Below are 13535 nucleotides of genomic sequence, written 5' to 3' on the forward strand. Positions count from 1 at the left end.
ATGTTGAGGTATTTTTATTTTTTTACTGCCAGTTTTCTGCTGCTGTGCCTGAACGCTCAGGCGCAACAACAACCACCGACTGCAGAAACAGTACTGCAGTCTATTCTGCACAATCATCCTAAGCTGCTTGAGCTTGAAGCTAAAGGTGGCCAGCGCCGGCAGGAACTGGCTTACGCTGAAGCGGCATTTGATGTGCAACTTGAGCAGGATACAGCTCTCCGCACCAGCGGCTACTACAGCGGTGACTATCTGTCTCAGCGGGTTGTCAATCCGCTGGGAACCGCCAATGCTAAGGTGAAAGCCGAATACCGTATCGGTAACGGTACCTTCCCGTATTACGAGCGTTACTATGAAACGCTGACCGGTGGTGAGGCCAGTATCGGTTTTGCCATGTCATTGCTGCAAAACCGGGAGACGGATAAAAAACGGATGGCCATCGAAGATGCCAGAGTGAGTATGTCTCAATGGGATGCAGAAGCCGCCCTGGCCCTGAATGAACTAGTTTACAACGGCTTATCGGCTTATCTGGACTGGTACGAAAGTCATCTGAATGAGCAGATATACGCAGCCCTGGTGAAGACCACTGAGACCCGTGGAAATGCCATTAATACCCGGGTTGAAGAAGGAGATCTTGCGCGCATCACCCAGACAGAATTTGAGGTCACGGTGATGCAGCGTAATCTGGCTTTACAGGATGCCAGAAGGAAGGCCGCACAGGCGAGAGAGAAGCTGGCTTATTATTACCGCGATGCGCAATTCCGTCCGGTCAGCACGGCAACTCTGAATACTGTCCCCGGTGATATTCAATGGCCCTGGATGAGTGCTGCGGTTAAGCCCGCGTTGCTGCAGAGCCTGATTGCACAGCACCCTGCTCTCACCAGTTTGCAGGCAGAAATGCAATTGGCGAAAAACAAGCTGCGACTGGCAAAGAACGCGCTCTTACCCACGCTGGATATTGAAGCAAAGCTGGCGCGGGATATCGGCAGCGGGCCGGAGAACCTGACCGGTACAGAAACAAAAGTCGGCCTGCAATTTTCCATGCCGCTGGGCCGTCGCCAGGCGAAGGCTGATGAGGCAAAGGCTTCGTTAAAGTTGCGTGAAATTGAAGCCGTGGTTCAGACCACACAGGATGCACTTGAACGGGATATGGCAGTGGGTTTACAGGCATTGCAGTACGGCAAGACCATGTCTGAACTGCAACAGCAGCAGGCGGTTTTAACGGAAAAGCTGTTCAGTCAGGAACAAAAACGGTTTGAGATGGGTGACAGTGACCTGTTCTTACTTAACAGCCGCGAATCACAGGCAATATCAGCGCGTCTTAACGCGGTGAAAGCAGAAATAGAAATTAAGCGGATTGTACTGGGAATCTACTACCAGACCGGTTTGCTCGCCCAAACGCCTGATACCTCGCTGTAAAAAAGAAAAGCCACCCCGCAGGGTGGCTTTGAGGTTGCAGGAAGAAGGGCATCACTTCCTGCAAGAGGTTACTGTACAGACAGCTCCCTCAACCGTGGTGCAGGATTCATCGCTACACTCACTTTTTCAGCCACTACAGGCGAGTCAAGGGAATAACTGGCACCAGACTGAATGTTGTCAGAGGCAGCGCCAACGTGGATATTGTATTCACCCGCATCGGCCACCCATGCCCGTTGTGCTTCATTAAATGAAGCCAACAGCTTAGGTGTTATTGCAAACTCAAGGGTTTGCGACTGTCCCGGTGCAAGCTCGTTTGTTTTCTCAAATCCCTTGAGCTCTTTGACCGGTTTTTCACTGCCCGGCGCAGAGATATAAAGCTGAACCGCTTCCTTCCCTGCTACTTTTCCTGAATTAGTGATGGTCACCGAAACGGTGAAATCACCAGCGTTCTTTCCGGCCTTCACAACGGCATCGCCATAGTCAAAACCGGTGTAAGATAAGCCGTAACCGAATGCATAAGCCGGTTTCACATTGAATGCATCGTAATAGCGGTAGCCGACATAAATGCCGTCGTTATAGTCGAGTTGTGACTCTTTACCTACGAACAAACCAATGTAAGGGTCTTTCACGTCGTCTTCAGATGTGGGGGAGCCCGGAAATGTGCTGGCTGATGCCAGGTCGGCATATTTAACCGGAAAGGTCGTTGCCAGTTTACCTGACGGATTGACTTTACCGGTGAGCACATCAGCCAGTGCATTACCGGCTTCCTGACCGCCCTGCCAGGGCAACACAATCGCGTCGGCCTTGTCACGCCAGCTGGCCGTTTCAATAACGTTTCCGATATTCAGCGCGACAACCACTTTCTTGCCTTTAGCATGAAACGCAGCGGAAACACGGTTTATCAAATCCTGTTCAGTCGCATTCAGGTCAAAATCGTTATCAACGATACGGTCCTGGAACTCACCGGAATTCCGGCCAATGGTGATAAGCGCCACGTCGTTTGACTCTGCCATGCTGGCAATCTGTGCATCAGACGGCGTGTATTCCGGTAACGGAGGTTGCAACTCGAAGAAATTTTTCTTCGGCGGACGTTTGGCGTCTTCCGCTTTCATGAAGGCTTCGTAGTCTGCCTGTAATGCTGCATCTACTTTCAGCGAGCTGTTTGCCAGCCCTTCCACCAGCGATACGGTATACGCTTCGTTCACATCGCCGCTGCCCGTGCCGCCGGCGATAAAGGCATAAGACGTGTTACCGAATGCGGCTACATTCTGAGCACCGGTAAGCGGTAAGGTTGCCTGCTCATTTTTAAGCAGAATAACCCCTTCTGCAGCAGCACGGCGGGCCACTTCAGCATGCGCTTTCAGATCAGGCTTATTGCTGTACTCATATTCATTAAAGGTGGGAGACGACAGCATTACAGTAAAAATTTTGCTGAGGTTGCGATCAAGCACGGCTTCTTCAAGCTTGCCGCTTTCCACCGCCTGTTTAATGTTTTCACGCTGATCCGGCATGCCGGGCATAATCAAATCATTGCCCGCCTGCATTTGCGCGGCAGCGTTATCACCAGCGAACCAGTCAGTCATAACCAGGCCTTCGAAGCCCCACTCTCCGCGCAAAATATCTGTCAGCAGCTTTTCGTCCTGAGAGGTATAGACGCCATTCAATTTGTTGTAGGACGTCATGATTGCCCATGGCTGCGCCTGCTCAACGGCGATCTCAAATCCACGCAGATAAATTTCGCGTAATGCACGTTCATTGACGTGGGAATCCATCCACATCCGGCTGGTTTCTCCGCTGTTCGCCACAAAGTGCTTGATGGTTGCACCTACACCATTCGACTCAATACCATTCACAATCGAGGCAGCCATATTGCCGCTCAGATACGGATCTTCAGAATAATATTCAAAGTTCCGGCCACCCAGCGGGTTATAGTGAATGTTCATTCCCGGTGCGAGAAACAGGTCAATGCCATATTCTTTAACTTCCTCACCCATGGCCGTGCCAACGGCGTTCAGCAGCTCTTTGTCCCAGCTGGAAGCCAGCAGAGTTGCAATAGGAAATGCAGTGGCGTAGTACTTATTTTCATCCCCTTCACGCTCGGGAGAAATACGCACACCGGCAGGCCCGTCAGCCAGTACCAGTGCGGGAATACCTAATTCATCGATGGCGAACGTTGAACCGGCAGCGCCGGGCACTTTTTCCGAACCGCCAATATTATCTACTCTGAAGCCCGTGCCGGTAACCAGCTTGATTTTCTGATCCAGCGTCAGCCTGCTGATCAAATCAGCCACACGCTGTTCAACGGGCAGACTGGCATTTTCATAGATGTCCTTCTGACCGTTACCATTTAAATCACGGAATGCTGCCGTTGTTGACGTAGAGTCTGCAGGTTGCTCATTTGCACAACCTGCTAAAGCCGCAATCACACATGCCAGCACAGTTTTCTTCAGATTTATCTTCATTTCACTCACTCATGGTTAAAAAAGGGAACTGCGGAACAGCCCCCGGTTAGCCATTACTGAAACTTGTACCCGAAGCGGACACCAACAAGACGGGGATCAGCAAAGGTTGCTGTTCCTGTGTTGAAATCGCCGCTCGGGCCAACGTTTGACAAAGTAATGTTGTTTTCGAGATTCTTAACAAAAGCCTGTGCATACCAGTCTCTGTCAGGACTGTTGTATGTCATGGTCAGGTCTGTTTTGGTAAAGCCGGGCTGGCGGAAATTCGCGCGCAGTGCACTGCTTAATATTTCATACTCTGCACTCCAGCGGGTGTTCAGAGCGAAACTCAGCTCACCACCGCTTTGCATTTCCATGGTGTACTGATAACCGGCAGTAACGGTCCATTCAGGAGAGCGCGACAAACGTTCGCCGGCGAAGCTCACACCGGCTTCCTCATCTAAAATCCACTCATCATAAGAAGCATCCAGTAATGTCACTGCCGCATTGAAACGGTGATTTACATCCGGACGATAGAAAGTATCCAGTTCGGCACCGTTAATGGTGGCTTCTGCCGCATTAGTGGTTACCTGACAAGGGCCGCCACATACATAACTTAACTGCGAAAGCTGCAGATCCTGATAGTCGTAACTGAACACGTTGGCATTAATAGTCATCTTGTTGTTCAGCACGCGGGTTTTGATACCCAGCTCTGTAGACGTCAGCGTTTCCGGGTCATAGTAGACTGCGGCTTCAGGCAGCGGACTGTTACAACCTGTTGCGCCTTCCACACAGCCGTCATTAAATCCGCCGGCTTTGTAGCCGGTGGCAATACTGCCGTAGAGCATGGTGGCATCACTGATATCGTAATCTACGCCAAGCTTCCAGGTAGTTTTTGAATACTCACGGTCTGCGTAATTAAGCGAATCAGGTAGCGGATTGTCGTCGCTGGCCTGGAAGTTCAGCTCTTCGCCAAGGTTTTTGTGGAAAATCGTGGCACCGGCACGGGACTTTTGATCCTTCGTTGTGCGGATACCGGCAGTCAGGCGTAAGTCATCAGACACGTTGTAAGTCGCCTGACTGAAAAAGCCCAGCGAATCGGCTTTGGTAGGGTTTTGCGGAAAGCCGAAAATATAGCCGTCTTCACCCGGTGTCGGGTTGATCAAACCGATAATGTCGAGACGGATCCCGGACTGTTCTTCAAAATAATACAAACCCGCCTGCGCCAGCCACTTGTCGCTGTTATACGCTATACGGAATTCGTGAGACTGCTGCTCATAAGTACCTGAGAAAGGCCCGTCAACCCAGTAATCGGTTTTGCTTGCCGAATCGCCACCCAGCAATAGAGGTAACATTTCGTCACGGTCAAACTCGCGGTAGCTGCCAAGATAGTTGAAGGTCAGCGCATCGTTTAACAGCCAGGTGAAATCCCCCATCACACCCCAGGTAGAGTTATCTGCATACACATCAGGGAAGTATCCGGCAGCCAGTGTTTGCTGATTATCTGTGCCGCGGTTTACATAGACAGGCGATACGCCCTCGCCGGTTTCTGTCGTCGACGGGTCGGTGAAGGGTGTTTCAAAAAAATTGTGTACCGGTACAGATGCCATATTGTTGCCTTTCATCTGCGAGTAATCACCGCGAACCAGCAAGGTCATATCTTCGGTGAAGTTGAACAACCCTGACAGACGGATTGACCGGTTATCTTTGAAATCGGAGATATCGACAGCCTCAGTACCATCAAATGCTTCGTATTCGACATAGTTGTCGCGTTGATCGATATTCACTGCAGCACGGAAAGACACGCTGTCGTTTACCGGCATATTCACAATGCCGGTGAACTGGCGGGTATTGTAATTACCCAGCGTCATATCTGCAGAGGCCTCAAAAAACTCATGGGGTTTGGCCGAAATAACATTTACGAGACCGGCAGTGGTGTTTCGTCCGTAAAGCGTGCCCTGCGGACCACGCAGTACTTCTACGCGATCTATATCGAAGAACGACACTTCCTGCGCCTGAGGTCTGGCAATGTAAATGCCGTCAAGCATAAATGCTGCAGAAGGATCTCCCTTCTCGGTGTTATCCGTACTGGTAACACCACGGATAGTAATTTGAAGTCCGTTGGTCCGGTCAATAGAAACGTTCGGAACCGTTTCTGCGAGTTGTGTAGGGTTGGTTATCCCCTGATCACGCAGTTGTTGCGTGCCTAATACCGACAACGCTACCGGCGTTTTTTCTGCGGCAGTAGCGGTACGGTTCGCTGTAACCATGATTTGTTCGTATTCAGGCTCTTCCTCTGCGGCTGCCGGCGCTTGCTGTGCAAACACCTGGGAATGGAATAAGCCGCCGGCGATAACTAAGCCAAGTGTTATTTTGTTTATTTGTTGTGGTTTCATTGTGTGTCCCTCAATCCTGTAACGGTTGTCTGATTGAGCAACGGCAGGAACGCTGACCGGCAGTTTGACTACCCATAACACTTTGCCGGATGAAATCACTGCTGTTCTGCGCCCGATATCCGCAGACAGTGAACATTTCCCGAGTCGTTGCCCTGAATAAAATACCACCAAAAGAGACATCGATGTCAACATTAAAAATAACATTTTTTTAACTAAAAACGATTGAATTAAACATTATTTGTGTGCAATAAATAACAACATATCGCGCCAGGACGCTTATACATCGCAGATTATGCAGTATTTTACATTCACATTCATTCTTTAAAAAATACGATTGTAAATTTTTTTAAAGAATCATGACATCGATAGACATTCAACTTCCGGCTAATACCGGAAGGAAGAAATAGGGAGAGTTCATGTTAAACCCCGTCTTATTGCTGGCATGTTTGCTGGTCATTCCTGCCGCGCAGGCTGGTGTACCTGAAACACTTAAGCAGGATGCTATCTGGTACGGGGTAGCGTATTACGACGAGTACATGCCCTACGACCGTCTGATGAAGAAAAACGTTAAATTTTGCCCTGAATGCGCTTACAATTGCTCAGAACAATAAGAAAAGTGGTCGGGCGCATTGTTTTCCGGGGCATCCCGTACCCTACACGCGGAAGTGCAAAAGATGAGTAAAGCGACAATTGGTGATGTAGCAAAAGCCGCCGGTGTTTCAAAGAAAACGGTCTCCAGGGTGTTAAATAACGAACCCGGTGTGCGCAAAGAAACCCGTGATGCCGTTACCACCGCGATCAAAAAATTAGATTACATTCCTAACCTGAATGCCCGCAGGTTAAGAACCAATCAATCTTATCTGATTGGTGTACTTTATATCGATTATCCTACCAACTTTTACGGCAGTCTCATCCTGAACGGCGCGATAAAAGCCTGCGATAAACTGGGCTACGATTTATTGATACGCCCTTTTGCATCAGAAAATCCCGCAGGTGAAATTACCACTACCTTGCGGCACATGGTTGAACGTTCCAATGTTGACGGATTTATTGTCGTACCACCTTTGTGTGAAGATCAGGCTGTTATCGCAGCACTGGAAGAAACAGGCACGCCTATTGTAAAAATCGCTTCTCTGGACGATATATCCTCGTATTGCCTGCACAGTGATGAGGTAGAAGGAGCGCAACTGGCTGTGGAACACCTGATAAACCTGGGCCACAGCAAAATCGGCTTTCTCAACTACCTGGTAGGCCACGCAGCCGGTAAATGGCGTTACGAGGGCTATCAACAGGCGCTGACAAAATACGGCATCGAAGAAAATCCGGACTGGGTTGCACAGTTTGTATATGGTGAGAACACGTTGGAACAGGCCTGCCGGAAATTACTGTGTCAGGAAAACCGCCCCACCGCTATTTTTACCGCCAACGACGCTTCTGCGGCCGTGGTGTACCGGATTGCCTCCCAGCTGAAATTGCGTATCCCGTATGATTTGAGTGTGGTGGGTTTCGATGACGACCCTGCAGCCCTTAACCTGTGGCCACCGCTTACCACTATTAAGCAACCTGTTGCCGAACTTGGCTACAATGCGGCGACCATACTGATTGAACAGATCATCCGTCACCAGGCGAAACGGGAATTACCCCTTTCACCTTCTGAACTGGTCGTCCGCAATTCAACCGGTCCGTTGCTGGAGTGAGCACAATCAGACAACAACCTTCGGAACTGGAAAATGCATTAAGCCGTAAGTCCCGATGTCAGTACCGGCTGATATGGGTTCAACTATTTACGTTGCTGACTCTGGTGGTAGTGTTCGGTTATACCTGGCTGCATTTTGATGATTTGTATGTGCCTTACCGCAGCGCCTACCCCAATCTCAGCACGCTTTTTTCACCTCTTAACATGGTGATTATCACCCTGCTTGTTGCGGTAAACGGATTTGCTGTCTATCAAATCCGCCATGCCCGTGAGCAACTGGCAATCAGCGCCTATGTTTTACTTAATAAAATGGATGAACCGCAACAATCGTCGCATCCCGACTGGCTGAATGCTTTTCTTGCCGCCGCAGGACTTCCCGCTGATTATTCCTTTGTTCTGCTTAAGAAAATGAAAATGCGGCATTTCATGACGATGTCCGGCGCTATCAATAAGGCGGTCAGCGAACACAAAGCCGCCTGGATTGCACTCAGCCGCCAATATTGACGTCGCCTGAACCTCTCAAACTTATCCATTAGACCAATATACTGCTACCGGTGGGCAATGCTGCTGGATCAGGTTTTTCTTTCAGGGTACATTTGTACCAGGTAAGGACGCCGCACTGTCAGGAGGAGCGGACAAATGGCGAAAGATAAGAATAATGATACACCTCAGGCATCAACAGCTGACAAATCTGAATTAGGTCAGCTCCGTGAAATTTTGTTCGGCCAGTCCAGCCGGGATTTTCAGCTGCAACTCGCCTCTCTGGATGAAAAACTGGAAAGTAATTTTTCAGCATTGAATCAAAAGCTGGAAAATCATGTTGCTGCGCTGAATAAGACCATTGAAACACAGTTTGCTGCACTGTCTGAACAACTATCAGCCGACAATACACAACACCAGCAAGCCCAGGAAAATCTGAAAGGCCTTCACGATACGCTGAAATCTGAGCTGGAAATGGCTGAAGCCGCCGCGCAGGACGACACCAGTAAACTGGAAAGCAAGCTATCCAAAGAAATGGATGCCATGGAAACCTTGTTCAACAAACGTCACGAAGCGCTGTTAGAGCGTTTGCAGCAAGTGACCGAAGAACTGTCTTCCAGCAAAACCGACCGCAAAACCCTGGCAAGCCTGCTGTCTACCATGGCCTCAAATCTTGCCACTGATCAACCCTGACGCCCATGAGCAATTTTGTGCCGCCAACGGATGAGGATGCGCACACAATGGACGACGTCAGATCGTTAATCATTGGTGGGGATGAAAAATTCGTAGAAAATATTGTCAGACGCAATGCAAAAGGCATGGTGTCTGATGTGGTATCTGAAGCACTGAATGAGCGTGAGAGTCAGGATGGCTCAGTGAACAAAGTGCTGGTGCCCCTGATCGAAAAATCACTGCACCGCTCAGTGGAAGCTAACAGTGATAAGATTGTCGGCGCACTCTACCCCCTTGTCGGCTCGCTGATCAGAAAAGCCGTGTCAGCGTTTCTCATCGAATTCATTGAGCGTACAAACACCCTTATTGAACACAGCTTTTCAGCTAAAAGTGTGAAGTGGCGCTTTAAAGCCTGGCGCTCTGGTGTCCCCTATTCTGATTATGTTGCTTCGCAAATTTATCAATTTCAGGTGCATCAGGTGCTGGCTATTCACCGTGAAACCGGCACCCTGTTAAATAGTGTCACCAGTCATCCGGGAAATGCGAAAGACGGTGACCTGATTTCTTCCATGCTGGTTGCTATCAGCGATTTTGTCGCTGATGCATTCAGTCAGGATAATCAGGCAGAAGAAACCGAACTGGGAGAAATTAAAACCGACGACTTTACCCTGCTTATCAAGGTCGGTCCCCAGGTGATCCTTGTCGCTGCCGTCAGCGGTCATGTGTCGCCACGCATGCGACATAAACTGCAGGACACTCTGGAAGAATTTCATCGCTTTTATCAGTCACCACTGCAAAATTATCAGGGCGACAACGGGCCGTTTGCCACCAGCGATGCTATGCTGCAGGAATGCCTGATCAGTGAGCAAAAAACGACGCAGGAAAAGAAAAAACGGGCCGGTGCCGGTGCATTTATTCTCGCAGGACTATTGGTTGTTGCCGGCTATCTGGCATTTTTACGCATCGACCTTGCCATCACGTCATCCGCCATTGCTAAAAGTGAGCCTCCGGCCGGTATTGTGATGCTGAACACACAAACAGACGGCAATCAGATTATTCTCTCGGTATTAAGAGATCCGGCTGCCACCGGGGTCGCGCAATGGCTTGCAGGGCTCGACATTGACTCTTCCGTTATCGACATCAAAGAAACGCCGTTTGAGTCAAAAGATGACCGTCTTATCCCGGCGAAAATACAACAGCTGGCCGCACGTTTTCCTGCACTGACGTTCACCAACGATGAACAGCCGGCCCTGTCCGGCACAGTCAGCAGCAGTGACTGGCAACAATTCCTCCGTGCTCTGCACAGTATTGCGGGCATTGAAACCGTTTTCCCCGACACCACCAATGTAGTTCTGGAAGAAAGTACTCCCGTTAACGATGCATTAGCACTGAATGCTCTGGCCGGGTCTCTGGTAACTACACTGTCCGGTTACACGCTGTTCTTTGACATGAACCAGTCCCGGTGGTCGAAAGAAAATGATGCGACTATTGGCGATATTGCCCAAACCATCATTAACCTGCAAAATATCGCTGAACAATCAGGACAAACCCTCAGTGTATTTATTCTTGGTGGCAGCGATAATTCGGGTACATCAGTCAAAAATATGCTATTGAGTGAATCACGCGCCCAGTCAGTGAAACAAGCTCTGACCGGAGCGGGCGTGGAAAACTCTGTGCTGCACACCAAAGGTTTGGGACAACTGGATTTAGCCCGCGGCAGTAATAGCCGGATGGTATTCTTTCATGCTCTGTTAACACCTGCAGAGGCTGGTAAAGGGAAGAAAACAGGATCAGAAGAAGGTAACCGTCAGTGATACAAAAAAAGATCTGTCTGCTAGGCCCTACCGGAGTGGGTAAAACAAGCCTGGTAAGACAGTTCGTCGATGGCATTTTTTCAGAGAAATATCTCACTACTATCGGCGTGAAAATCGACAAAAAAGAAGTCACCGCGGGCGATAAAACGGCCCAGCTGCTTATCTGGGATATTGAAGGCGTTGACCGCTATTGTGGTTTTAATCCACGCTACCTGCGTGGTGCCGCAGCCTTTGTCATTGTGGTTGACCAGACCCGCTCCCAGTCGTTGCTTGAAGGTATGGATATTTATGAGTCGGCGCGGGCAGAATTTCCTGATACGCCGGCCTTTTTTGTCGTCAATAAAGCAGACCTTCCCAGTGAATGGTACTGGAGTGAAGACGAAGTCGCTGAACGGGAGAATTTGTTCAGTGCCGCCATTAAAACCAGCGCCAAAACCGGCGAAAATGTTGAGCGACTCTTTCAGGAGTTAGCGGAACTTACGGTGTAGATATGGACATTTTCCACCTCAATGCACTTGGCATCACGGACTGTGCATTATTTGAGCTAAATGAGCGTAATGAGCTGAATTGCCTCACACCAACGGTGCATTGGGTAACCGACCTTGTGAAGGTCAATGAACTGTCACTGGATATTGAATCCGTTCGCAGTCTGTTTCTCGAAGATTTTCTTATTGATGCCGGCGATTGCTGGGCAACTTCCCTTCCTGCAAATCTGACTTCAGGCTTCTGGACCGAAACCACAGAACATGAATCCCTGCGCCTTGAGGCTATCGCTATCAACGATGGAAAAGGCGGACGATTCCTGGCCATCAAGAACGTCAATAAAGAATTTGCCTACCGCCAGCAATCCCTGCAATCTGCCAGAGAATTACTGCTGACCCACCATGCGGTGATCAGCCAGCAGGACTACCTTACTGAAAAATTACAGAAAGCGCTGAAAGAAGCGCGTGAATGTAAGGGCCAGCAGCAGGCCATACGCCAGACAATTCACCATCTCAGTACAGGCGTGGTGATACTGGACGCTAACAAACAACTGTTTCTGGATAATGGTGTGGCACGGCAGTTTTTCCGTGCACAAAATGCAGATGTCTGTGTTCACCGTTTGTTGCAACTGATAAAAGATGTTCAGCTGGATGAGATGTTTTTATCGACGCTGGAAGAAAGACAAACCGCCTGGCGCGGCGAAGTATTCTGGATGAACTCTCCTGATGGTGGCCGGTGGCTGCAACTTACCATCGCCCCTGTGATGCAGCATGTTCATGTTTCTCACTGGGTATTTTTGCTGACCGACATGTCACATATCCAGCACACCAGTCAGTACAGTCCGGTGCAGCTGGACAAAGATTCACTCACTCAAACCCTTTCCCGTCAGGCATTGAAAAAAGAAATGACAGCCTGGGTCGAAAAGGACGAAAACTTTGGCCTGTTTGTCATTGATATCTGTGAATTCAGAAAGGTCAATGAAAGCCTGGGCTACCGCTCCGGCGACGATATTTTAAAGAGTGTGGCAAAGCGTTTACACGGCTTTGTTGGTGAAGAAGGCCGTCTGGCCAGAATTGGCGGCAACGAATTTGCGGTGATGACACCGGTGAGTGCAGGTAATGAGACTGCGTTGTACGATATCGCCAGAGGCATAACCGGTGTTCTCGAACACACCTACCTGTCTTTAGGCAGTATTCAAACCACCTTATCCACCAACATTGGCATGGCGACGTTCCCTGCACATGCCAAATCGCCCGAAGGTTTGATGCAGAACGCCGGCTACGCTCTGCAATTTGCCAAATACGCAGGTAAAAATATAGTCACACTGTTCCACCCCATGCACAAGCAAAAACAGGTTGAACTGGCCGAAATGGAAGCCGCGTTTGCCAGAGCGATTGCAGAAGATACGCTGGATATTTACCTTCAGCCTATTGTCGACTTATCTTCCGGCAAGCTGCTCAAGTATGAAGCCCTCGCCCGCTGGAAGAGAAACGATGAATATGTGCCGCCGGATGTATTCATTTCGCTGGCGGAACGTTCTGAGCTTATTTTCCCCTTTGGTGAATGGTTGCTGGATAAAGTGTGCAGCACGGCCAGACGAATGATTAGCTATGTGCCTGATGTGCGTATTGCCATGAATATTTCCGGCCGCCAGATCATATCGCAGGATTTCACCGGCAACATTCAGGCAGCGATTAAAAGACACGGTATTTCAGCATCTAACCTGGCCATCGAGATTACTGAAACCTCGTTCATCAACAATTTAAATACTGTTGCAGCGGTGCTGAAAACGTTGCGGAATATGGGTGTTACCATATCGATTGACGATTTTGGTACAGGATTCAGTTCGCTAGTTTACTTAAAACAGTTGCCTCTGGATGAGCTGAAAATTGACCGCTCATTTATCCAGGATGCCATGACCAGTGAAGGCGACCGGGCGATAATCAAAGCCATTTTAGGGCTTGCCGGTAATCTGAATTTGCAGGTGGTGGCTGAAGGTGTGGAAACCGGCGAACAACAACACTTCCTGCTTGATGAACAGTGCGTGTCCGGTCAGGGCTATTTATTCGACCATCCCTTACCGGTAGAAGAGATTGAAAAGCGCTTCGCAGCCGGCTGATCTGCCTGCTGCGAAGAGCTG

Annotated in this window: 10 protein-coding genes; 8 read left to right on the forward strand and 2 right to left on the reverse strand. The window is 49.4% G+C overall.

Annotated features, from left to right (window positions below):
- Positions 1-1416 (forward strand): TolC family protein, encoded by a 1416-nt coding sequence (locus ACXAH4_RS19755; protein ID WP_474883124.1) that lies wholly within the window; start codon positions 1-3, stop codon positions 1414-1416.
- Positions 1417-1484: 68 nt separating this feature from the next.
- Here the strand turns inward: ACXAH4_RS19755 and ACXAH4_RS19760 are convergent, their stop codons facing one another.
- Together ACXAH4_RS19760 and ACXAH4_RS19765 are read right to left on the reverse strand one after the other, a co-directional pair.
- Positions 1485-3878: a glycoside hydrolase family 3 N-terminal domain-containing protein gene (locus ACXAH4_RS19760; protein ID WP_474883126.1), complete on the reverse strand. Its 2394-nt coding sequence runs from the start codon at positions 3876-3878 to the stop codon at positions 1485-1487.
- Between the two features lie 53 nt (positions 3879-3931).
- Entirely contained in the window at positions 3932-6250 is a 2319-nt protein-coding gene (locus ACXAH4_RS19765) for a TonB-dependent receptor (protein WP_474883128.1), read from the reverse strand.
- Between the two features lie 416 nt (positions 6251-6666).
- On the opposite strand from ACXAH4_RS19765, the gene ACXAH4_RS19770 reads away from it, so the two are divergent.
- The 7 genes from ACXAH4_RS19770 (at position 6667) to ACXAH4_RS19800 (ending at position 13514) form a co-directional block, all read left to right on the forward strand.
- Complete coding sequence (locus tag ACXAH4_RS19770; protein WP_474883130.1) at positions 6667-6861, forward strand: hypothetical protein; 195 nt, start codon at positions 6667-6669, stop codon at positions 6859-6861.
- 63 nt (positions 6862-6924) lie between these two features.
- A complete protein-coding gene (locus tag ACXAH4_RS19775; RefSeq protein ID WP_474846063.1) occupies positions 6925-7947 on the forward strand; it encodes a LacI family DNA-binding transcriptional regulator in 1023 nt (340 codons plus the stop codon).
- Positions 7944-8450 (forward strand): hypothetical protein, encoded by a 507-nt coding sequence (locus ACXAH4_RS19780; RefSeq protein ID WP_474883132.1) that lies wholly within the window; start codon positions 7944-7946, stop codon positions 8448-8450. The genes ACXAH4_RS19775 and ACXAH4_RS19780 overlap by 4 nt, the downstream gene beginning before the upstream one ends.
- A gap of 135 nt (positions 8451-8585) precedes the next feature.
- A complete protein-coding gene (locus ACXAH4_RS19785) occupies positions 8586-9119 on the forward strand; it encodes a hypothetical protein (RefSeq protein ID WP_474883134.1) in 534 nt (177 codons plus the stop codon).
- Between the two features lie 47 nt (positions 9120-9166).
- On the forward strand, positions 9167-10912 hold the full coding sequence (locus ACXAH4_RS19790) for an OmpA family protein (protein ID WP_474883135.1): 1746 nt from the start codon (positions 9167-9169) through the stop codon (positions 10910-10912).
- Positions 10909-11400 (forward strand): Rab family GTPase, encoded by a 492-nt coding sequence (locus tag ACXAH4_RS19795; RefSeq protein WP_119502534.1) that lies wholly within the window; start codon positions 10909-10911, stop codon positions 11398-11400. The genes ACXAH4_RS19790 and ACXAH4_RS19795 overlap by 4 nt, the downstream gene beginning before the upstream one ends.
- A 2-nt stretch (positions 11401-11402) precedes the next feature.
- Complete coding sequence (locus ACXAH4_RS19800) at positions 11403-13514, forward strand: putative bifunctional diguanylate cyclase/phosphodiesterase (protein WP_474883138.1); 2112 nt, start codon at positions 11403-11405, stop codon at positions 13512-13514.
- Positions 13515-13535 lie beyond the last annotated feature (21 nt).

It is taken from the genome of Alteromonas sp. ABV2_168, assembly GCF_056161165.1.

Excerpts from the sequence above, each read along its gene's own strand:
- ACXAH4_RS19755 (WP_474883124.1), top strand. The coding sequence starts at position 1 with ATGTTGAGGTATTTTTATTTTTTTACTGCCAGTTTTCTGCTGCTGTGC.
- ACXAH4_RS19760 (WP_474883126.1), bottom strand. The coding sequence starts at position 3,878 with ATGAAGATAAATCTGAAGAAAACTGTGCTGGCATGTGTGATTGCGGCT.
- ACXAH4_RS19765 (WP_474883128.1), bottom strand. The coding sequence starts at position 6,250 with ATGAAACCACAACAAATAAACAAAATAACACTTGGCTTAGTTATCGCC.
- ACXAH4_RS19770 (WP_474883130.1), top strand. The coding sequence starts at position 6,667 with ATGTTAAACCCCGTCTTATTGCTGGCATGTTTGCTGGTCATTCCTGCC.
- ACXAH4_RS19775 (WP_474846063.1), top strand. The coding sequence starts at position 6,925 with ATGAGTAAAGCGACAATTGGTGATGTAGCAAAAGCCGCCGGTGTTTCA.
- ACXAH4_RS19785 (WP_474883134.1), top strand. The coding sequence starts at position 8,586 with ATGGCGAAAGATAAGAATAATGATACACCTCAGGCATCAACAGCTGAC.
- ACXAH4_RS19790 (WP_474883135.1), top strand. The coding sequence starts at position 9,167 with ATGGACGACGTCAGATCGTTAATCATTGGTGGGGATGAAAAATTCGTA.
- ACXAH4_RS19800 (WP_474883138.1), top strand. The coding sequence starts at position 11,403 with ATGGACATTTTCCACCTCAATGCACTTGGCATCACGGACTGTGCATTA.